The organism is Paraburkholderia sp. Ac-20336, assembly GCF_017105025.1.
Classification (GTDB): Bacteria; Pseudomonadota; Gammaproteobacteria; order Burkholderiales; family Burkholderiaceae; genus Paraburkholderia.
In genome coordinates, this window is the sequence record NZ_JAAGPS010000128.1 from 1 (window position 1) to 20,072 (window position 20,072).

Annotated in this window: 23 protein-coding genes and 1 pseudogene; 11 read left to right on the forward strand and 13 right to left on the reverse strand. The window is 64.9% G+C overall.

Annotated features, from left to right (window positions below; all coding sequences use genetic code 11):
* The 3 genes and pseudogenes from GXB81_RS25615 to GXB81_RS25625 form a co-directional block, all read left to right on the forward strand.
* A pseudogene (locus tag GXB81_RS25615) lies at positions 1-795 on the forward strand (cobalamin biosynthesis protein CobT); the annotation flags it as partial.
* 45 nt (positions 796-840) lie between these two features.
* Positions 841-990, forward strand: a complete 150-nt coding sequence (locus tag GXB81_RS25620; protein ID WP_205990670.1) for a hypothetical protein — start codon at positions 841-843, stop codon at positions 988-990.
* Positions 991-1,228: 238 nt separating this feature from the next.
* Complete coding sequence (locus GXB81_RS25625; protein ID WP_167041839.1) at positions 1,229-1,504, forward strand: hypothetical protein; 276 nt, start codon at positions 1,229-1,231, stop codon at positions 1,502-1,504.
* A 253-nt stretch (positions 1,505-1,757) separates the two neighbouring features.
* Here GXB81_RS25625 and GXB81_RS25630 read toward each other — a convergent pair whose 3' ends face one another.
* On the reverse strand, positions 1,758-2,435 hold the full coding sequence (locus GXB81_RS25630) for a MarC family protein (RefSeq protein WP_167041836.1): 678 nt from the start codon (positions 2,433-2,435) through the stop codon (positions 1,758-1,760).
* 384 nt (positions 2,436-2,819) lie between these two features.
* Here GXB81_RS25630 and GXB81_RS25635 point away from each other — a divergent pair, with 384 nt between their 5' ends.
* From GXB81_RS25635 to GXB81_RS25650, 4 genes are read left to right on the forward strand one after another with little or no spacing between them, the layout of a single operon-like run.
* Positions 2,820-3,035, forward strand: a complete 216-nt coding sequence (locus GXB81_RS25635) for a DUF3311 domain-containing protein (RefSeq protein WP_167041833.1) — start codon at positions 2,820-2,822, stop codon at positions 3,033-3,035.
* A complete protein-coding gene (locus tag GXB81_RS25640) occupies positions 3,032-4,504 on the forward strand; it encodes a sodium:solute symporter (protein ID WP_167281735.1) in 1,473 nt (490 codons plus the stop codon). The genes GXB81_RS25635 and GXB81_RS25640 overlap by 4 nt, the downstream gene beginning before the upstream one ends.
* A gap of 1 nt (position 4,505) precedes the next feature.
* Positions 4,506-5,156 carry a glutathione S-transferase family protein gene (locus tag GXB81_RS25645; protein ID WP_205990671.1) on the forward strand — a complete coding sequence of 217 codons (651 nt, stop codon included), beginning with the start codon at positions 4,506-4,508 and terminating at the stop codon, positions 5,154-5,156.
* Between the two features lie 12 nt (positions 5,157-5,168).
* Positions 5,169-5,384, forward strand: a complete 216-nt coding sequence (locus GXB81_RS25650) for a hypothetical protein (RefSeq protein WP_205990672.1) — start codon at positions 5,169-5,171, stop codon at positions 5,382-5,384.
* 36 nt (positions 5,385-5,420) lie between these two features.
* On the opposite strand, the gene GXB81_RS25655 is transcribed toward GXB81_RS25650, so the two are convergent.
* Both GXB81_RS25655 and GXB81_RS25660 read right to left on the reverse strand, forming a co-directional pair.
* Positions 5,421-6,506 (reverse strand): GGDEF domain-containing protein, encoded by a 1,086-nt coding sequence (locus GXB81_RS25655; protein ID WP_240158917.1) that lies wholly within the window; start codon positions 6,504-6,506, stop codon positions 5,421-5,423.
* 55 nt (positions 6,507-6,561) lie between these two features.
* Entirely contained in the window at positions 6,562-7,305 is a 744-nt protein-coding gene (locus tag GXB81_RS25660; protein WP_205990673.1) for a hypothetical protein, read from the reverse strand.
* Positions 7,306-7,840: 535 nt separating this feature from the next.
* Between GXB81_RS25660 and GXB81_RS25665 the strand changes: the two genes are divergently transcribed.
* Positions 7,841-8,908 (forward strand): FUSC family protein, encoded by a 1,068-nt coding sequence (locus tag GXB81_RS25665; protein WP_205990674.1) that lies wholly within the window; start codon positions 7,841-7,843, stop codon positions 8,906-8,908.
* Positions 8,909-8,932: 24 nt separating this feature from the next.
* On the opposite strand, the gene GXB81_RS25670 is transcribed toward GXB81_RS25665, so the two are convergent.
* From GXB81_RS25670 to GXB81_RS25690, 5 genes are all read right to left on the reverse strand, one after another.
* Entirely contained in the window at positions 8,933-9,199 is a 267-nt protein-coding gene (locus GXB81_RS25670; RefSeq protein WP_241016517.1) for a plastocyanin/azurin family copper-binding protein, read from the reverse strand.
* A 155-nt stretch (positions 9,200-9,354) separates the two neighbouring features.
* Entirely contained in the window at positions 9,355-10,299 is a 945-nt protein-coding gene (locus GXB81_RS25675; RefSeq protein ID WP_205990676.1) for a metallophosphoesterase, read from the reverse strand.
* A gap of 192 nt (positions 10,300-10,491) precedes the next feature.
* Positions 10,492-11,130, reverse strand: coding sequence for a glutathione S-transferase family protein (locus tag GXB81_RS25680; RefSeq protein ID WP_205990677.1), 639 nt, complete (start codon positions 11,128-11,130; stop codon positions 10,492-10,494).
* A 55-nt stretch (positions 11,131-11,185) separates the two neighbouring features.
* Complete coding sequence (locus GXB81_RS25685) at positions 11,186-11,659, reverse strand: SRPBCC domain-containing protein (protein ID WP_167041807.1); 474 nt, start codon at positions 11,657-11,659, stop codon at positions 11,186-11,188.
* The gene (locus GXB81_RS25690; RefSeq protein WP_167041803.1) at positions 11,656-11,991 is read right to left on the reverse strand and encodes a metalloregulator ArsR/SmtB family transcription factor; all 336 of its coding nucleotides are present in this window, start codon (positions 11,989-11,991) and stop codon (positions 11,656-11,658) included. Before GXB81_RS25690 ends, GXB81_RS25685 begins: the two co-directional genes overlap by 4 nt.
* A 191-nt stretch (positions 11,992-12,182) precedes the next feature.
* Here GXB81_RS25690 and surE point away from each other — a divergent pair, with 191 nt between their 5' ends.
* A complete protein-coding gene (surE, locus tag GXB81_RS25695; protein ID WP_205990678.1) occupies positions 12,183-12,962 on the forward strand; it encodes a 5'/3'-nucleotidase SurE in 780 nt (259 codons plus the stop codon).
* Positions 12,963-12,967: 5 nt separating this feature from the next.
* On the opposite strand, the gene GXB81_RS25700 is transcribed toward surE, so the two are convergent.
* From GXB81_RS25700 to GXB81_RS25710, 3 genes are all read right to left on the reverse strand, one after another.
* Positions 12,968-13,882 carry a DUF4148 domain-containing protein gene (locus GXB81_RS25700; RefSeq protein ID WP_205990679.1) on the reverse strand — a complete coding sequence of 305 codons (915 nt, stop codon included), beginning with the start codon at positions 13,880-13,882 and terminating at the stop codon, positions 12,968-12,970.
* 495 nt (positions 13,883-14,377) lie between these two features.
* On the reverse strand, positions 14,378-15,013 hold the full coding sequence (locus tag GXB81_RS25705; RefSeq protein ID WP_167041794.1) for a carbonic anhydrase: 636 nt from the start codon (positions 15,011-15,013) through the stop codon (positions 14,378-14,380).
* Between the two features lie 136 nt (positions 15,014-15,149).
* On the reverse strand, positions 15,150-15,410 hold the full coding sequence (locus GXB81_RS25710; protein ID WP_167281847.1) for a DUF1488 domain-containing protein: 261 nt from the start codon (positions 15,408-15,410) through the stop codon (positions 15,150-15,152).
* A 287-nt stretch (positions 15,411-15,697) separates the two neighbouring features.
* Between GXB81_RS25710 and GXB81_RS25715 the strand changes: the two genes are divergently transcribed.
* A complete protein-coding gene (locus GXB81_RS25715) occupies positions 15,698-17,191 on the forward strand; it encodes an MDR family MFS transporter (RefSeq protein WP_167041791.1) in 1,494 nt (497 codons plus the stop codon).
* 95 nt (positions 17,192-17,286) lie between these two features.
* Positions 17,287-18,888, forward strand: coding sequence for a rhomboid family intramembrane serine protease (locus tag GXB81_RS25720; RefSeq protein WP_205990680.1), 1,602 nt, complete (start codon positions 17,287-17,289; stop codon positions 18,886-18,888).
* A 119-nt stretch (positions 18,889-19,007) separates the two neighbouring features.
* On the opposite strand, the gene cobM is transcribed toward GXB81_RS25720, so the two are convergent.
* On the reverse strand, positions 19,008-19,736 hold the full coding sequence (gene cobM / locus GXB81_RS25725) for a precorrin-4 C(11)-methyltransferase (protein WP_205990681.1): 729 nt from the start codon (positions 19,734-19,736) through the stop codon (positions 19,008-19,010).
* Between the two features lie 19 nt (positions 19,737-19,755).
* On the reverse strand, positions 19,756-20,072 hold a 317-nt coding region (locus tag GXB81_RS25730), incomplete at its 5' end, for a precorrin-6A/cobalt-precorrin-6A reductase (protein WP_205990682.1).

Here is a 20,072-nt window from a genome sequence, read left to right on the forward strand (position 1 = left end):
GCCCAGGCGCGTTCCGACACCGCGCCGCTCAAGGACAAGCTCGAGCGCGCGCTGTCCGCCGACGAGCGCATCCGCTGGCGCTGCGAACAGGAGCGCGGCGAGATCGACCGCACGGCGCTCGCGAAGCTCGCGACGTCGCCCGGTTATCGCACGCCGTTTCGCACGCAGCGCGCGGCCAAGGGGCGCGACGTCGCGGTGACCTTGTTGATCGACCGCAGCGGTTCGATGGCCGGCCGCAAGATCGAACTTGCGCGCCTCTGCGCGAGCGCCCTATGCGATGCGCTCACGCAGTTGTCGTTCGATTGCGAAGTGCTCGGCTACTGCTCGCTCGAATCGGCGCCGATGAAGCAGCTCTACGAGCGCCAGCTCGCGGCCGGCGCCGATTTGCGGCGCTATAACCGCTTCGTCGAGCGGCTCGATCTGAAGGTCTACAAGCACTTCGGCGCGACCGATCTGAGCGGCCTCGCCGAAATCGACTGCGGGCACGAGAACCCGGACGGCGAGGCGCTCGCATGGGCCGCGACGCGGCTCGCCGATCACCCGGCCGCGCGCCGCATCCTGATGGTGTTCTCCGACGGCTACCCGTCGACCGGCGACGGCGATCCGCAGGTCTTGCGCAGCGATCTGCGCGAACGCGTCGCGGCGATCGGCAAGCGCGGCATCGAACTGGTCGGCATCGGCGTGCTGACCGATGCGGTCGAAGATTTCTATCCGCGTAACGTCGTCATCAGCCGGCTCGCCGAACTGCCCGCGACGGCGTTCTCGGTGCTTGGCTCGATGCTGCTCACACGCTAGTTTGCCAGTGCGGCGAGTTGGGCCTTCGTCGCACAAACCGACCCCATGAACGCGCCGAATCGGCGATCCGGCCGATCAAGCGAAATCCGTGTTTTCACCGACGACGGTTTGCACGAATCCGTGCGCAACGGGCTGAAGGCTTCCGAGGTCGGCACGCTGAATAGCGCCAGCGCGAAGGTCGTCATGGCCGGGTAGATGGACCTTGAAATTACAAAAAATCAGCGACTGGATTTAAAAATATTTTCTTTAATCAAAACTGGAATTATAAAAACATGAATTATCTTTTCCTTGACAGAAAAGAATGATGTGGCGAGGATGGAATGTAGTTAATTAATATCAATGGCGATTACAGAATAGTAAAAATTTCGTGTGAACGTATGCTCGCCGGCAAAAATACCTGGCATATGAATTTGTTCCATCACAGGAGAAAACCATGAAGCGCTTTATCTCGAACGCCATTCTTGCAAACGCTGTCTTGTGCTGTGCCGCTGCCTACGCGCAGACCCCGCCGCACAACGTCGGCGACAGGCATCCCAACCTGCGTGCCGCCCAGCATCTCGTTGACCAGGCCAACAGGCGGATCGACGATGCTCAAAGAGCGAACGAATGGGACCTCGGCGGGCACGCCCAAAGGGCTCGCGATCTGCTCGTCCAGGCCAATGAGGAACTCAAGCAGGCGGCGGAAACCGCGAATACCGAGCACAGGTAAACCGGACCTGTTAGCGAACATTGCCGGTGCCCGAATTTGCGGCACCGGCGTTATAGGTATAAATAGCGCTGAAAGTTAATCAGGGGCCAAGTCACACACCTCATGCCGGTCAAGGCCTTACTCGCCTTTGGCCGCCCCGAATCCAGTCTCGATTTCGTACCTGCATCGCGCAACGCTCGCAACCTTCATCAAAGCCTGCCGTGAAGCTTGACTGCGCGCGGTATAGGCAACGTAATAAACGTGTTCGCGCTTTTCATCTCGCCACCGGCGGCATCGTCGCGATCGGAATCAGGAATTCGGACACGCCGGTCAGGATGATCTGCACGCCGATGCACAGCAGCAGGAACGCCGACACTCTCAACGCGACCTTCGTGCCTTCCACGCCGAGGTAGCGCGCGAACACCACCGCGCGGCTATAGACCAGATAGACGGTCACGGCCACCGCGAGCGAAATCGCCACCGAGGCGATGCCCGACATCACGAACGCCGAGAGCTTGTGCGTGCGGTTCGCTGTCAGTGCGATGGCCGTCGCGATCGAGCCGGGCCCGGTGGTGAGCGGCACGGTCAGCGGGAAGAAGGCGCGCGACATCGCATTCTCCGCATCGACGCGCTTCACGCCGGTCTGCTCGGCCGGCTGCGTGTCCGGCGCATTGAGCATCTGCCAGCCGCCCACCGCGAGCGCGAGGCCGCCGCCGATGCGCAGCGCCTCCATCGAAATGCCGAAGAAATGCAGGATCGGCGTACCGATGAAAAACGCCACCAGCAGCACGACGCTCGCGTTGATCGCGATCTTGCGGGCGAGCACGCTGCGCTCCTCGGTGGTCAGCGAGGCGGTCCGGTCGAGAAAAACAAAAGCGCCGCCGATCGGATTGATGATGCTGATCAAGCCGGTAAAGCCAAACAGAATGTCGGAGATCAGGCTTTCGACCATATGTGTGTCCGTAGCGGGCCGCGTCGACAGACGCCGTGCCCTGTTGATGAACCCGGGGCGCGGACCCCACGAACTGCTGCGACGAACCGCGGCCCGGACCATGCTGCATTGCTGGCAGATGATATCGCGCCGCGCCAGCCAGGCCGCAAAAAACCGCGCACCCCGTGCCCCGCGACAGCGCACGGCGAGTCCCGCTCGCGAGCGGCGCGCCGGGCCGCGCTCTGCCTTGCGGTGCAGCAATCGCACCGGAAAGATGCATCCGCAACTTTCGGAAAACTGACATTTATTTTGAAGCCCTTTACGGGACCAAAGTATCAGGCATAAAGTCGTCAACGCAGCCGTACTTTCAACGACATCTACCCCTTCGTTCGAGGAGTTGCCCACATGCTGCTTCGTGTACTTGCCGCGTTGCCGTTCATCGGCATCCTGGTCGGCGTTGCGTTTGTCAATCGTGTCGAGCCGCTCGTGCTCGGCATGCCGTTCGTGCTGGCCTGGATCGTCATGTGGGTGGTGTTGAGTGCGATCATCATGGCGATCGTCTACCGCCTCGATCCGTCCAACCGCCAGCTTGCCGCCGACGCCGAGGAGGTTCGCCCATGAGTGCACTCGTCATCATCGCGGCCGTCACGCTCGGCGCGCTGTTCCTCGGGGTATGCGCGCGGCGCGGCCACGACATGAGCCTCGAGCAGTGGAGCGTGGGCGGCCGCAGCTTCGGCACCGCGTTCGTGTTCCTGCTGATGGCCGGCGAAATCTACACGACCTTCACGTTCCTCGGCGGCAGCGGCTTCGCCTATGGCAAAGGCGCGCCGGTCTACTACATCCTCGCCTACGGCACGCTCGCCTACATCATCTCGTACTGGGTGCTGCCGCCGATCTGGCGCTACGCGAAGATCCACCGTCTCGTCTCGCAGCCGCACTTCTTCACGTGCAAATACGACAGCCCGGCGCTCGGCACGCTCGTCGCGCTGGTCGGCGTGGCCGCGCTGATTCCGTACCTCGTGCTGCAGCTGAAGGGGCTCGGCATCATCGTCGCGACGGTTTCGTACGGCGCGATTTCGTCGACGGCGGCGGTCTGGATCGGCGCCTGCGTGGTCACGGCCTACGTGACCGTGTCGGGCGTACGCGGCTCCGCGTGGAACTCGGTCGCCAAGGACCTGCTGATTCTGGCGATCGTGCTGTTCCTCGGCATCTATCTGCCGCTGCACTACTACGGCGGCTTCTCCGACATGTTCCGCGCGATCGACGCCGCCCGCCCCGGCTTCCTGTCGTTCCCGGCGCGCGGCTCGAGCGTGGTGTGGTTCCAGTCGACCGTGCTGCTGGCCGCGCTCGGCTTCTTCATGTGGCCGCACACGTTCGGCTCGATCTACACGGCGAAGGACGAGCGCATCTTTCGCCGCAATGCAGCAGTGCTGCCGCTCTATCAGCTGATCCTGCTGTTCGTGTTCTTCGTCGGCTTCGCGGCGACGCTGCGCGTGCCGGGCCTGACCGGCGCCGACATCGACCTGTCGCTGTTCCGCCTCTCGCTGCAAACGTTCGACCCGTGGTTCGTCGGCGTGATCGGCGCGGCCGGCATTCTGACCGCGCTCGTGCCGGGCTCGATGATCCTGACCTCGGCCTCGACGCTGCTCGCCAACGACGTCTATCGCGGCATGCTGAACCGCGGCGCATCGGATGCGACCGTCGCCACGATTGCCCGCGTGCTCGTGCCGATCGTGGCGCTCGTCGCGGTCGGCTTCACGCTGCACGGCGGCGCGACGATCGTCGCGCTGCTGCTGATGGGCTACAACTTCGTCACGCAGCTGTTCCCGGCCATGATCTGCAGCCTGCGGCCGCACAACCGCGCGACCAGGCAAGGCGCGTTCTGCGGCATCGTGGCCGGCGTCGCGGTGGTCACGCTGACCACGCTGCTGCACTGGAGCGTCGGCCAGTTGATGCCGTTCCTGCCCGATGCGCTGAAGGACGTCAACATCGGCATCCTCGCGCTGGTGGTCAACGTGATCGTGTTCGTGATCGTGAGCGCGATGACGCAGCCGCGCGGCGCCGAGCAGACGCACGCGTCGGCGCATTGACATGTCCTACGTTCTCTACTATTCGCCCGGCACGGCCAGCATGGCCGTGCACTGGATGCTGATCGAACTGGGCGTGCCGTTCGAGACGCGCCTCGTCGATTTCGGCGCGGGCCAGCAGCATGATCCGGACTATCTGCGCCTCAATCCCGCCGGGCGGGTGCCGACACTGATCGTCGACGGCACGCCGCGCCATGAATCGGCTGCGTTGCTGATGCTGCTCGCCGAGCGGCACCCCGACGCCGCGCTCGCGCCGGCGGTGGGCTCGACGCAACGCGCCGCATGGATCGAGTGGATGATCTACCTCGCGAACACGCTGCTGCCCGCGATGCGCGACTGGTTCTACGCCGACAAGGACGGCGACGCCGGCGGTGCCGACGCGGTGCGCGCGCTCGCGCGGCGCCGCATCGAGGAGGCTTGCGAACGGCTCGATACGCACTTCGGCGGAGCGGAACACGCGTATTTAACCGGCGACAGGCTCAGCACCGCCGACCTGCTCGCGGTCGTGCTGATGCGCTGGACGCGCAACATGCCGCGGCCGGCGACGGACTGGCCGCATCTCGCGAGCTATATCCGCGGGATGCGCGCGCGGCCGTCGTTCATTGAGCTGAATGCGCGCGAGAAGTTGACGGGGTGGATGAACGAGGAGAGGTGACGTGTGTTTAGCATGAACAAGGCCGAATTGATCCGTTATATGCGGATACAGAATAACGCCGCAAAGGCTTGCGATCTGGCGATTAAGATTGAATATCCGTCACCAAAGGAACGGGCGCAACGCAACCATATAGAACTATATGATGTTATGGCAGCACGCTGCCGCTATGTGCTTAGAAGTCAACAAAATGAATTTCTGCGCGATCTCTATTCGATCAAAACGGGCTAAACGCCGTAGCTAATCCATTGAACTTTATCGAATCCCTCACCCCTCCCGCTCCACCACCCCCGTCGGCGCCGCGAACGCATAACCGTCCTTGCCGTCGCGCTTGACCCGATACATCGCGGCATCGGCTGCGGCGACCAGGTGGCGCGGATCGTCGACGTCGTCGGGAAAGCTCGCGATGCCGATACTCGCGCGCACGGGGCCGACACCCATTTCCTCGTCGGCGCGGACCACGCAGGCGATCAGCCGGCGCGCGATCTCGACCAGTTGCGTTTCGTTCACGAACTCGCGCACCAGCACCGCGAACTCGTCGCCGCCGATCCGTGCGACAAGGTCGCTCTTGCGCACCGATGCGCGGAACCGCGCCGACACGTCGACGAGGAATGCGTCGCCGGTGCGATGCCCGAACGAGTCGTTGACCTGTTTGAAGCCGTCGAGATCGATATAGAGCAGCGCGACCCGCCGCTCTGCGATCGCGGTCCGCGCGCCGTCAGCGGCATCGTCGAGCGCGGTAAGCAGCATGCGGCGGTTCGGCAAGCCAGTCAGCGGATCATGCAGCGACGCATGCTCGAACTCGTGCGATTGCCCTGCGAGTTGCCGGTTGCGCTTCGCATACATGCCGAGCGCGGTAATCAGCATGCAGAACAGCAGCGTGGCGAGCACGATCAGCGTGCGCGAGACGTGCGTCGCGCGTAGCCGCACGTCGGCGCTCGACGCCTCGCGTTGCGCGTGCCAGAACGCATACACGTCGCCGAGCTGCGCCACCGTAGTTTCGGGCGGCGCATCCGCCGCGAGCGTGGACGGAAGCGGCGGTGCCGGCGACGGGCTCGCGTCGACGAGCGCCGCCAGCGAGGCAAGACGCCGCGCGAATTCGCCGCGCGCCGCGCGATAGCCTTGCTGGTAGGCGGCGTCGCGGCTCACACCGGACATGCGCTGCCACACGGCCAGTTGTTCGCGCGCGCTGTCGGCGTGCTCGGTCGCTTCGAGCACGAGGCCCGCGTACTCCTGCTTGAATTGATCGGAGAAGACCGTGCGGATCTGCGTCGCGAGATACAGCACGCCGAACAGCAGACACAGCAGCGCGGCCACGGCGACGCTCGCCGGTCCGGGCCGCCAGCGGCGCATCCCTATCCGCGTGCGAACGGCGCCGCGCGGGCCGGCTCGCACGGCGGCAACCCACTCAAGGATGCGAGTAAATGTCTTGTTGTCGTCCGTTGCCATGTTGACGATAACTTACGCGTCGAAAGAAACTGCCCACGCGCGCAAACAGGCCGTCCTTGTGCTTCGCGTTCGACGACGCATGCCTTCCCTGCTGCGCGAGTCGCGTTTCTTTCGACGCACGGCCGGACGCGGGCTGCGCCGTGGAATCGGCGGCCTTCGCGGCGCGAAGGGGCGTGGATGGAGCAGAAGAGGTAGCCGTAGCAACGGGCGGATCAGCCGATGCATCAGCTACGGAATCAGACAACGTGCCTGCCAGCTGCGCCGCAGGGGCAGCCCCCGCAACAGGCGGAGGACTCTGCCTGATCTGCCCCGACCACCCGCCCGGATCGTTGCCATGCTCGTTGGCGGCTTCGCGCGTATCAACGGACGCGGCCGGTTGCGTGCGAGACGCCTCGGCTTCATGCGCGACGCTCACCGTCGCCGTCGCAGCAGCAGCCCCGCCCGGCTTCGGCGAACCGAGCGCCGCACGCGCCCCGGCGATGGCCTGCGCATACACCTGCTGGTCCTGATCGAACCAGACGCCATAGGCGATGGTGCCCAACACGCCGAAAGTCAGCGCGACTGCCGCCGCGACGCAGAGCGCGAGGCGGCTGAAACGCCGCGGCACAACATCCGTCCGGTACGAACCGTCGAGGTCGAAGTCGCTATGTGGGTCGTCGGTTGCGGAATCACGCACGCGAATAGGATCGTGATCGGTAGCCATTGCAATACGCTCCGGGTACGTGCCACTTCGGGCTGACCAGTGGCCGCGAGCCGCGCTTGCGCGCCGCCGTTGCACACACTGTTCGATGAATGTAGTCCTCTCGCCTGCGGGCCACAACAGTCTGACGTTGCGCTTTTGCCGCGTCCCTGTCGAGCCTCAATCGCGTTTGAAAATCAGGCTACCCATCGCCATGCCAAACGGCAACAAGGCAGGTAAAAGCTGCAACGCGGCAGGTAGGCGCGTCGCCGCCCCCGGCCGCTACGCCAGATGCGACAAGGGTTCCGCGAAACACGCCAGAGCGGTGGCTGTCACCGATGCAACAACTACGCCTGCCCCGTGGACAGCGCACGATGCAAGGCCACCGCTTGAAACGGGCTTTTGCCGAGACACGCGCCACATGCGGCGCGAGGCCTCCACCGAACTTGCCGCGGCACCGGATTCCCGAAATAGTCCGCGTGTAATGGTAAGTTCTCGTTCACGCGTTTCGCGAACGCGGGTTGCGAAACGCATAACGTCATCGCTCAGCATGCCAATCATGTCCAACGTGTATCAGCACAAACCTCTGACGCCTTTTCGCCGCGCCTTCGCGCGCTTTTCGCTGTCCGAAACCGCCAAGTACGCGAAGCTCACGCTCGGGCTGTGGATCGGCTTCGGCATCCCCTATCTGCTCGGCTATCCCGATGCGGCCGTGCCGCTCGCCGGTTCGACGATGCTGACGCTGGCGCTCGGCAGCTCGATTTCGGCTGCCCGAAGCTATTTCTACAAGCGCGTGTTTTCCAACGTGGTGGCGATGCCGATCGGCACGCTGCTGATCTGGCTCACCGCGCCACATCTATGGCTCGGCGCGGCGCTGCTGCCGGTCGTGATCTTCGGCATCGTGGCGTTGCGGCCATCGCTGTTCCAGATGACCAGCATCACGGTGCCGATCACGCTCGTGCTCTATACCGGCGAACATATTCCGCTGCTCGAACAGCGCCTGATCGGCGTCGTGCTCGGCATGTTCCTCGGCTTCATCATCCAGCAGATCGCGTTTCCGCCCGATCACGGCTACTGGGCGAATACGCTCGTCAACGACGGCAACGAGCAGGCGACCGGCATCGTCGAGCAGCTCGCGGCCGGCACGCTCGAAAAATCTCAGATCAAGCCGGCCGCGGCGAAGCTGCGCGCGCTAAGCACGAACCTCAAGCAGGCGCATCAGTTGCTGAAAACCGATCTCGAACAGGCCTGGGTGTCGCCGCATCTGAAGCGCAACGAGGTGCGGCTGCCGGTATTCGCGTGCTATCAGGAGACCTTCGATACGCTCGTCAATTTTCTCGAGACCATGGACACGTTCCATGCCCCGTTCGCCGCGCTCGATGCGGCATGGCGCGAGGCGTTTCTCGCGCGCCTCGGCCAGCTCGTCGCCGTGCACCGGCAACTGGCCGAGGCGGCGGACCTGCGCGTCGAACGTGCGCCGCTCGCCGCGCCGCCGCTGCACATGGAAGACCTGCGTCAATTGAGCGAGGACCTGCCCGCGTCCAGCGTGTTTACGAGCGTGTATCTCGGGCATCTGACCGGCTACGGAATTCTGCTGTGCCGCCTGAGCGAGCTGCACACCGCATGAGTGGCATACAGTTCGCCATGCGGCTTACTGCACCGTGATCGTCTGCTTCATGTTCGGATGGATGCCGCAAAATATCTTGTAGATACCGGGTTTATCGAACCTGAACTGATACGTGTCGTTCTGATCGAGCGCGGCCGAGCGGAACATGCCGGCATCGTTGACGACCGTGTGCGGCTCGCCGTCGAGGTTCTTCCACGTCACCGTCGAGCCGGCTTTGACGGTCATTGCCATCGGCATGAACATGAAGTTCCTGATGACGGCGGCATTGGGGCTTTGCGTCTGCGTCTGCATGTGCCCCTGCACCGGCGTTTGCGCCTCGCCCGATCCCGCCGACATCGCGAGAATCAGAACGCTGCCGAGCAGGTTGAAAAATACACGGACCACGATACGGGTTTGCATGATCGATCTCCTCAGGGCGCGAAAAAATGCGGGCTTCGCCGTGCCGTTCATGCGAGCGTCGCGTCGTTGAGCGTCGCTTTGAGCGGATGCCGCGCGATGCTGACGCTCGTCACGCCGAGCATCTTCGGCAACTGGTCGCTCGCGACTTTCAGCGGCCCCGGGCCGTCGCCATGGCCGGCGGTCGGCTGCGGATAGGCGGTCGAGCGCGCGGTATGGAACGTGACGTTGCCCTCGACCTTCGACACGATCTGATGGATATGGCCGTTGAGCACCGTCACCGAACCGAAGCGCTTCAGGTAGCTCATGGCCTGCCCCGCGTCGCCGGTGCCCCAGCCCCACGGTTCGTAGATCGTCCACATCGGCATGTGCGCGAACACGACGACCGGCGTGCTCGACGAGCGTCCCTTCAGATCGTTTTCGAGCCACGCGAGCTGTTCGTCGCCGAGACCGCCTAGGCCGTTCGGCTTGAAATGCATCACGTTGACGAGGCCGACGAAATGCACGCCCTGATGATCGAAGCTGTAATAGCCGCGGTTATCGGAGGCCTTGCCGAAGCGGTTGAAGTATTCGGTGCCGGGGCCATCGGTCACGTCGTGCTCGCCGGGCACCGTGTGCAGTTCGGTGATTTTCAGGTCCGCCAGCAGTTGCGCCGCGAGATCGAATTCGGACGCCTTGGACAGATGCGTGATGTCGCCCGTGTGGATTGCGAGCGGCGGTCTGGACGGCATCGCGTTGACGAAGTCGATCGTCTGTTTCAGCGTGCCGGCAACGTCGGGATTCGCTTCCTTGTTGAAGCCGATATGCGTGTCGCTGATCTGCAGGAAAAGCGGCACGCCCGTCGATGCCGACGCGTTTTTTGCATCGGCGGCGAGCGCGAGTTCGACCGGCGCGAGCACGCCGCCCGACAGCATGAACACGGTGCCGAGTCCACCGAATGCAAGACATTTGAGCGCGCCGCGACGCGCCGGATCGAACGGATGATGTGACGACATGATGACCTCACGAAGAAGATTCGCCGCAGAAGCTGCGGGAGTGTCCCGCGGCCACTGCGGCCCGGTTCGTGAGGCATGACTGGCGCTGTGCGGGTTTTATTCCCGCCGGCCGTGCTCAATGTCGTCGTGTCGATGGCGGCGACTTCCGCCGCCGCGTGTGAAGCGTGCAATCATGAAGCGCGCAAGCGCGACTCACGCTTGCCAGGCGGCCTGTCCGGCGCGTTCGGGAAACGGCTTGCGCCACGCGTCGAAAGCGTTCAGCTGATCGTGCCAGCGCTGTACTTCGGAGAATTCATTGAGCGGTATCGCCGCCCTCGGCGCATACGGCAACATCGCGCCAACCAGAAAATCCGCGACCGACAGGTCATTGCCGAGCAGCCACTTGCGGCCCTTCAGGTGTTGCTCGAGCACGGCGGCGTTCTTGCGGAACAAGCCCTGCGCCTCGGCGACTTTCGCTTCATCGGGTGCGCCGATGCCGACCCACGCCTTGACCAGGTATTCGTAGTAAAGCGCGCCCGCCTGACGAAACAGATGCTGGCTATTCCAGCTCATCCAGCGCACGACCTCGATCTGCTGCTGCGGGTCTCGCGGCCAGAGCCCCGAGTCCGTGCGTTGCGCGAAATAGCAGACGATCGCGTCGGCTTCCCAGAGCTTGCGTTCGCCTTCGACGAGCACCGGCACCTTGCCGTTCGGATTGATCGCGAGATACTCCGACTTCGTTTGCTCGCCTTTGAGCAGGTCGACGAACACGTAGTCAATCGGCAAATCGAGGTAGCGTGCCACAGCGCAGACTTTGCGCGGAGCGGGAGTTTCAGCGTAGTAAAGCTTCATATCCGGTCTCGGGTTGAGTTAAGAAGATGTCGAAGTGGCGTTACCGTACACGCATTCATGTTCCGCTGCAGCGAGCTTCGCCAGCCTGTGCCTCCAGGAAGCGTTCGAGCTTGTCGAACGAACCGCTCCAGCCGGTCCGGTGATCGTCGCGCGCGGCTTCGTCGAAGAACTGCGCATGCGTGAAGTGGAGTTCGGTGCCCTCGTCGATCGCGCGCAGCACGATCGTCACGAGCGAGCGCCGCTCGGGCATCGTGACCCACTGCCACGTAAAGACCAGCTTGCGATCGGGCTCGACCTCGCGATATTCCCCGCTGCAATCGTGCGTTTCGCCATCGAGCGTCTGGAACACGACGCGAAAGCGCCCGCCCACGCGCGGATCGGCTTCGGCGCTCAGCACCGGGCCGCCATCCGGTCCCCACCAGCGCGCCATCAGTTCGGGACGCGTCCATGCCGCGTACACCTTCGCGGGCGGAACCTTCAGGCGTCGCACGATCGTGAGGCTCGGCTTCTGCGTGGGCTGCGTGGTCATTCGGATTCCCCTTCGACAAAATCGGCCAGCCGGTCGAGACTCGCGGACCAGAAACGCTCATAGCGCCGAAGCCACGCCATGGCCTCTTCCATCGGACCGGCAACGAGTTCGACCGACACGGTTCGTCCGCGCTTCGTGCGAGAAATCAGACCGGCCTCGCCGAGCACGTCGAGATGCTTCATCACGGCCGGCAGCTTCAGCGGCAGCGGACGCGCGATCTCCGTGACCGACAGGCCGGGCTCGCGTTCGAGACGCACGAGGATGGCCCGCCGCGTCGGGTCGACGAGCGCGGCAAACGTACGATCGAGTTGACTGGATGAATACTTCACCATGTGGTGAACTATAGGCGCCAGGCGAACGGCGTCAAGTTTTTTATCGAAATGTCGCGAAATGTCGCGAAGTGCCGGGATCGTTCGCCGGGCGAAGGCCGGATAATGAACGTCCCTGTCTGAACGTCCCTGCCCGCATGAATCCGCCGCGAATCCGGGCCGGTTCACCCACCGATCGAGAGGAGATTGACGCGATGTCCGCTGACGAATCCAAAGTGCCGCGTGTGCTGCTGACCAACGACGACGGCATCGACGCGCCCGGCCTCGCCGTGCTCGAAGCCGTGGCCGCCGAACTCGCGCACGAAGTCTGGGTGGTCGCGCCCGAGCACGATCAGAGCGGTACCTCGCATTCGATCAGTCTGCATTCGCCGCTGCGCGTGAGCCGCCAGGGCGAGCGCCGCTTCGGCGTGACCGGCACGCCCGGCGACTGCGTCGTGATGGGCGTGCGTCATCTGATGCGCGAGGCGCCGCCCACGCTCGTGCTGTCGGGCGTCAATCGCGGCGCCAATCTCGGTGTCGAGACGATGTTCTCGGGCACGGTCGGTGCGGCGATGACCGGCCTGCTGCTCGGGCTGCCTTCGTTCGCGCTGAGCCAGGCTTTTCGCGATCGCGAGCGCGTGCGCTGGGACACGGCACGCACGCTCGCGCCCGGCGTGATCCGCCAGTTGCTCGCGATCGAGCAGGCGGCGCCGACCTGCCTGAACATCAACTTCCCCGACGTCGATGCGGCCGACGCCGGCCCGCTCACGCCGACGCGGCAAGGCGTCGGCCTCGTCGAAGACATCGACGTGCTGCCGCAGGTCGACCCGCGCGGCATGGCGTATCACTGGCTGCGCTTTCAGCGCGGCACGCGCGCGAACGATGCCGACAGCGAAACGGCGGTGGTCGCGGCGGGCCGCGTGTCGGTCACGCCGCTCGCCTTCGATCGCACCGACGACACCACGTTCGCGCGGCTCGCGGCATCGCTGCGCTGAGTGGTTCAGGGCCGCCGCGCGACGGCGGAAGACGGCGTGCCGCCGGGTCCGACCGGACTCGGATTGCCGAAGGCCGGCAGGCTGCCGTCCTCGCGCGCCCGGGCGAGTTCGGCCAGGACCTGGGCGCGTGCTTTGCGGCCGGCGTCGCTGGCTTGCGGCGAGGCGTCGGCGGACGGTGCCGGGCCGTTGCTCGCGGCTGGCGCGGCCGGTGCGGTGCCGGATATCGACGCTGTGGGCCCGCTAGCTGGCGCAAGCCGTCGATGCGGCCGCGCGGAAGTTGTTGGCGATGTTTTTTTCACGGCCCTCGTTGCGGACCGCTCGTGCACGGGCACCGACGGTTTGCTTCGCGTGCCGGCAGGCCGTGCATGATGGCCGCGTGAAGTCGTCGCGGCGTTTGCCGCGAGTCGCGTCGGCCTGGCCACGCCTGGCGCATTTCTGGCCGGCTCGCGACGTGCAAGCCGGCGCTCGCGCGACGCGTGCGACTCGTGCGGATGGCTGTTTTTTGCCGCCTCGTGCGATGAGGTGCGAGCGGATCTGAGCGCAGGCTGTCGCATGTTGTTCGCCTGCAATGGCCGTTGTTGCCGCGGCGGTGCTTGCGGCACGCTGAGCGGCGGATCGTTGCGCAGCTCCGTCGATGCAAACGTCGCGTCCGGCGGCGTGTCCGCTCGCGCTGGCGCCGTCGCTCTTGCCCTGGCCGCATCGCTGCGACGCGAGTTATTGTGCGCCGCCCATGGGTTCGTCAGCGCATTGTCGCCACTCCGCTCGACACGCCCCATCGCCACCGTTGGGCCCGTGAGTTCGCTGCGCTCGCCGTCGCTCCTGAGCACCAGTTCGTCGTTCGGCAGCCAGTTGTTTTCGAACTGCAGCACATACAGGCCGATCGCCACCACGCCGACGACGAGCCCCGTCAGCACTGCCATTCTCGGTTCGCGATACAAGACGGATTCCCCTTCCAGCAGATCGACGTGCCGGGGCGAGCGCGATACGCACACGCGCGCAAACGCGCGTCGATGCGTACGGGCGCCCCGGGATTCAACCGGAAGTGGGCAGCGATCGATCCGATGGATGCCGCCATCACCGCCATCGCGACCGCCATGCGGCCGCTCAATGCACAGATGAATGAGAACGCAGCATAGGCAGTCGGTTCTCATTGCGCGCAGGGCGTGCGATGAATCGGCGGATCAGGCAGAGCGTGTGTCCGAATCGGGCGAGCGCGCGATGGATAAACCGGCGGCAATTCGAATGTGTGTTGTCCAGATACACGATGCACAACGATGAAAAGCAAACGCGGCGCACTGAACCTCAGTGCGCCGCGCTTTTTACGTGTGCTGCGTTATGGCTTTTTTCGGGCCTGCGGCCTTTGCGTTAATGCCCGCCTGAATACGCGCTAGATATGCCCGATTCCCAAAGCCGCATTAAACGGCATAGATTTCCGGATTCTCCGCAAGCGGTAAAAATTCGCCGGTCTTGCCATCGAGCGCGAGCATCTCGCCGCTTTCGATATTGAAGATCCAGCCATGCAGCCGCAGCGTTTTATTGACGAGCCCGACCGCTACCGGCGGATGCGTGCGGATATTGCCAAGCTGCGCGATCACGTTGTCCTTGACGAGCGCTTCGAGACGCTCGGCATCCGAGCAGTAGTGACGCGATGCGTTGATGGCCTTGGCCGCATCCGCGTGACGCAGCCAGCTCGCGACCGCCGGCATGTGTTCGAGGTTCGTGCAGGTCGAGATCGCCGTCATCGCGCCGCAGTTCGAATGGCCGCAGATCACGATGTCGGTCACGCCGAGCACGGCCACCGCATATTCGACGGTGGCCGACACGCCGCCCGGCTCCGGGCCGTACGACGGCACGATGTTGCCCGCGTTGCGGATCACGAAGAGCGAACCCGGCTCGGTTTGCGTGAGCAACTCCGGCACCACGCGGCTATCCGAACAGGTCACGAACAGCGTGCTGGGATTCTGTGCCGTCGACAAACGCTTGTACAGCGCGCTCTGTTGCGGAAAGATCTCGCGTTGAAAGCGGATCAAACCTTCGATGATTTCCTGCAAGATATTCTCCAGAGTTTCGAAGAGACTGTTTGCTGACTGCCGCGACTATACAGGAGCCTCCCGCCGCTCGCGCGAACCGCCGTGCTAATCGGCGTTGCGCGAGCGACGGATTCGAACCCGGGAGTCCCCGCGCACCTCAACTGAAATCGCTGCCCTCGAGCTCCACCGACTGCCCGCCATTTTTCTCGAGCACGCGCCGTGTGGCATTTTCAATGCGTGCGCGGTTCGCCTCGAAGGTCCCCACCAGATCGTGGGCCGATGGGCCGCCGTTGCCGAAGTGGCTGTTCAGCGCGTCCAGCGATACGCTGCACCATACGCCCGTGCCGTCCACCTTGGCCTCGAAGGCAACGCGCGCGGCGGCTATCACTTCCCGACGTCCAGTGAATTCGATCCTCATCATGGTCCTCCATGTGTCGAAAGGGAATGTTGAATGCGCAACGCCCGTGCCAAAGCGTCAGGGCCGGCCTGACCCGCTTACACGCTGACCCGCTTACCCGCTTTTTCCCGCCCGCTCGCCCGAACGGAGCGGACCCGCGGCCGGGCTTGCCTGCACGAGGAATCCGGGCACGCATGCGCCGTAAGGTGCATACTCCACAGCGGCCGCCTTGCGCGGCCGCGCCGATGCGTCGCGCCTCGCCCCCGGCGAGCCGCCCGACGCGCTCCACACATCGATACTACGCCTTCATGTCCCGCAGCCCTCAATCCGCACGCCATCTCGTCATCATCGCCGTGATGGCCTCGATGGCGATGGTCGCCATCGAGGCGACCATCGTCTCCACCGCCATGCCGCAGATCGTCTCGCAACTCGGCGATCTGCATCTGTATAGCTGGGTGTTCTCGTCGTTCCTGCTCACGCAGACCGCGATGACCGTGATCTTCGGCAAGCTCGCCGACCTCTACGGACGCAAGCCCGTGCTCCTCACGGGCATCGCGATCTTTCTCGTCGGCTCGACGCTTTCCGGCTTCGCCTGGTCGATGCCCTCGATGATCGCGTTCCGCCTGCTCCAGGGCGTCGGCGCGGGCGCGATCCAGCCGGTCGCGCTGACCGTCGTCGCCGACCTCTACCCGGCGCGCGAACGCGGCAAGGTGCAGGGCTATCTCGCCAGCGTATGGGCGATCTCGGCGGTGCTCGGCCCGATGGTCGGCGGCTTCATCATTCACAACCTGTCGTGGGCGTGGATCTTCTGGATCAACCTGCCGATCGGCCTCGCGGCGGCGGCCGGCTTCATCGCGTTCCTGCGCGAATCGGAACGGCACGCGCGGCCGTCGATCGACTTCGGCGGCGCCGCACTCTTCATGGCCGCGATCGCCGCCTTGATGATGGCGCTCACCTACGCCGGCGACAACGCCCTCACGCAGGCCGGCTGGGCGGGCGGCGTGTTCGTGGTGTGCGTGGTCGGCTTCGTGCTGCAGGAGCGCCGCGCGGCCGAGCCGATGATCTCGTTCGCGCTCTGGAGCCGCCGGCCGATCGCCGCCTGCAACAGCGCGACGGTGCTGGCCGGCATGATCCTGATGGGCGCGACCACCTTCCTGCCGATGTACGTGCAGGGCGTGCTGCACCGCTCGCCGGTCGTGGCCGGCCTCGCGCTCACGATGATGATGGTCGGCTGGCCGAGTGGCGCGACCTTCGCGGCGAAGTCGTTCCACCGGCTCGGGCTGCGGCGCATGCTGATCGGCGGCAGTTCGTTCGTGCCGCTCGGCGCGGTACTGCTGCTGTTCCTGTCGCCAGGCGCCTCGCCGGTCATCGCCGGCGTCGCGTCGCTCATCATGGGCTTCGGCATGGGCACGTCGAGCGTCAGTTCGCTCATGCTGATCCAGGAGATCGTCAAGCCCGAGGAGCGCGGCAGCGCGACCGCATCGAATCTGTTCTCGCGCAATCTCGGCAGCACGCTCGGCGCGACGCTGTTCGGCGCGGTGCTGAACTTCGGACTCAGTCATTCGAAAGGCGTCGCCACGGTGACGTCGGACCAGCTGAAGGCACTGCTGCAGAACCGCGCGGCCGATCTCGGCGACAGCGACCTGATCCGCCTCGTGCTGCATCAGTCGCTGCACCTGACGTTCGTGTCGATCTTCGTGATCGGGCTGTGCGTCGTCTCGCTGTTCTCGCTCGTGCCGACGATCCGGCTCAGCGGAGACAAGCCGGTGCCGGTCGAAGTCCTGTCGCCGATGGAAGACTGAGCGCTTTCTCTCACTTGAAATAAAAACGCGCCCAACTCAGAATGGCGCAACGCCTCAAAGGCATACCAAGAAAAACATCGAGAGAAGGCGATCACATGGATCGTGTCGAACCCCATCCCGGAGCGTCGGGCCACGCTTCGGGCATGCCCCCTGCCGCGTTTTCCGTTTTCGCGGATTGGGACAGCGCAGCGACTTTCAAGCTGCGCTATTCAGTCCGGCCAAAAAACTGGCATCTGCGCTGGAATCCGTTGTCCGCCTTGCACCATGCATTACGCATCAAAGGCGAACTATCGATCCGCCAGGAGCGCGTCGTGCTGCGTCGAGCGAGCGGCCGTCAACAGTACGACTTTCACCGCGACGAAATCTACGACATCGAGTTCGACGGGCGGCAGTTGTGCTTCGATCTGCGCGCGGGCTCGCGCGACGTGCGACGCGTCGCGCTGACCACCGGCAGCCTCGAAGACGTGCAGCAGATCGTCGGCCTGCTGCCCGCGCAGATGACGCCCGCCTTCGCGGCCGAGCGGCGCGCGCTCAACACGATCAACTACCGGCTTGCCGCGCTGACGCCGCACCTGTGGGTCACCTACGCGCTGATCGTGCTGAACCTCGTCGTTTTCATGGCGATGTACGCCGCCGGCGCCGACCCGTTCAAGCCCCATCCGAGCACACTGCTCGACTGGGGCGCGAACTTCGCGCCCGATACGCTCAGCGGCGAGCCGTGGCGTCTGGTGAGTGCCCTGTTCGTCCATGCGGGCCTCGCTCACCTCGTGTCGAACATGCTCGTGCTCTATGCGCTCGGCCGGCTGACCGAACGTTTGTACGGCAACGCGCGTTTTCTCGCGCTCTATCTGTTCGCCGGGCTCAGCGCCAGCATGTTCAGCATCTTCGTGCATCCCGCGCTCAGCACCGTGGGGGCGTCCGGCGCGATCTTCGGCGTGGCCGGCGCGCTGCTGGTCTACGTGCTGCGCTATCGCAAGGAGTTGCCGAAGACGCTCGCAGAGCGCAATCGCAGCGCGATGTGGGTGTTCATTCTCTTCAATCTCTATAGCGGTCTGGTGCATCGCGGCGTCGACAATGCCGCGCACGTCGGCGGCCTGATCGGCGGCATGCTGATCGGCGCGCTGCTTGCGCGGCCGCTCGAACCCGTCGCGCGTGAGCGCCGCTCGCGCACGAGCCTGCTGGCGTCGACGCTGGTGGGGGGCGCCGCGCTCGGTGCGTTCGCCTATCCGCTTACGCACATGAGCGCGGCGAGACTCGAAGATGCGCAGTTCGAGAAAGTGCTGTTCGACATGCATCCGGCCCAACTGAAAGCGCTCGCGGACCTCGACGCATGGCGGCACATGCGCATGGCGTCGCAGGTCGAACGGGACGTGGCCTCGAACCGGCTCATCACCGATATCCTGCCGGAGTGGGACGCCCTCTACACGGCGATCGACCACGCGAAGCTGCCGCCCCGGTCGCCGCGCACCGCGATGCGCACGGCGCTACTGCGCTATCTCGACGACAACCGGCAGATCTTCCACCGTGAAGCGGTGCTGCTGACGCATCCGCAGGAGACCGACGACGCCACGCAGGCGCCGATCCGCGCGCTCGCCAAGGATGCGCGTGACCAGATCGATCTGGTCACGAAGCTTTCGCATGGGCGCGTGGTGCGCCCGCCTGGCGCCGAGCGCAAGGAGAGGCAGGAGCGCCCGTGAAGGCGCTGCTGAGGCGTTGACGAAGCGCTGATGACGCGTTGAGAACAGCGGCCCCATGCAGGCAGACCTAGCGCCTACCCGGCACGCACACGCGACATGCCCCCTGCCGCCCGCCACGCTCAAGCGCCCTTCGCGTACAACGTCGACTCCGCGAAGCCCTCGGCGGCCAGCACCTCGCCGACCAAAATCAGCGCGGTCCGTTCGATCGACGTCCCTGCCACCTTGCCGACGATATCGTCGAGCGTGCCGGCGATCTTCTCCTCGTCGGGCCAGCTGGCGCGATAGATCACCGCGATCGGACAGGCGCCGCCGTAATGCGGCCGCAACTCGTCGACGATGCGCGCGAGATGCCTCACGCCGAGGTGAATCGCCAGCGTCGCGCGATGCCGGGCGAGATCGGCGAGCTGTTCGCCCTCGGGCATCGCCGTCTTGCTCGCATAACGTGTGAGGATCAGCGTCTGCGAAACATCGGGCAGCGTCAGTTCGCAGCCGAGCGCGGCCGCGCAGGCGGCCGTCGCGGTCACGCCGGGCACGATCTCGTACGGAATGCCGAGTTCGCGCAGACGGCGAATCTGCTCGCCGATCGCGCCGTACAGGGACGGATCGCCCGAATGCACGCGCGCGACGTCTTGCCCCTTCGCATGCGCGGCTGCGAGCAGCGCGACGATCTGGTCGAGATCGAGGTCCGCAGTGTTGACCACCTGCTCGGCGCGATGTCCTTCGAGCACCGCGGCCGGCACGAGCGAACCCGCGTAGAGAATCACCGGGCAGGCACGCACGAGCCGCTGCCCTTTCACCGTAATCAGCTCCGGGTCGCCCGGACCCGCGCCGATAAAAAACACCGTCATTCAAGACTCCAAACGTTATTCAATGAGCTGTTGCGCTGACCGCGCCAACCGTACGCAATGCGTCGAGCAGATCGGCAACGGCGGCAAACTCGCGCTCGGCCGGCGGCAGTGGCGGACGCCGCAGCATCACGACCGGCAGGCCGCGTTCGCGCGCGACCTCGAGCTTCGCCTCGGTGGCGCCACCGCCGCTGTTCTTGCTGACGACCACGTCGAATGCCTGCAGCGCGAACAGCGCGCGCTCGCCATCGAGCGTGAACGGCCCGCGCGCCGCGAGCGTGCGCGAGCGCGCCGTGTCCGGGTGCGGGTCGAGCACGCGCACGGTCCAGAACTGATGCG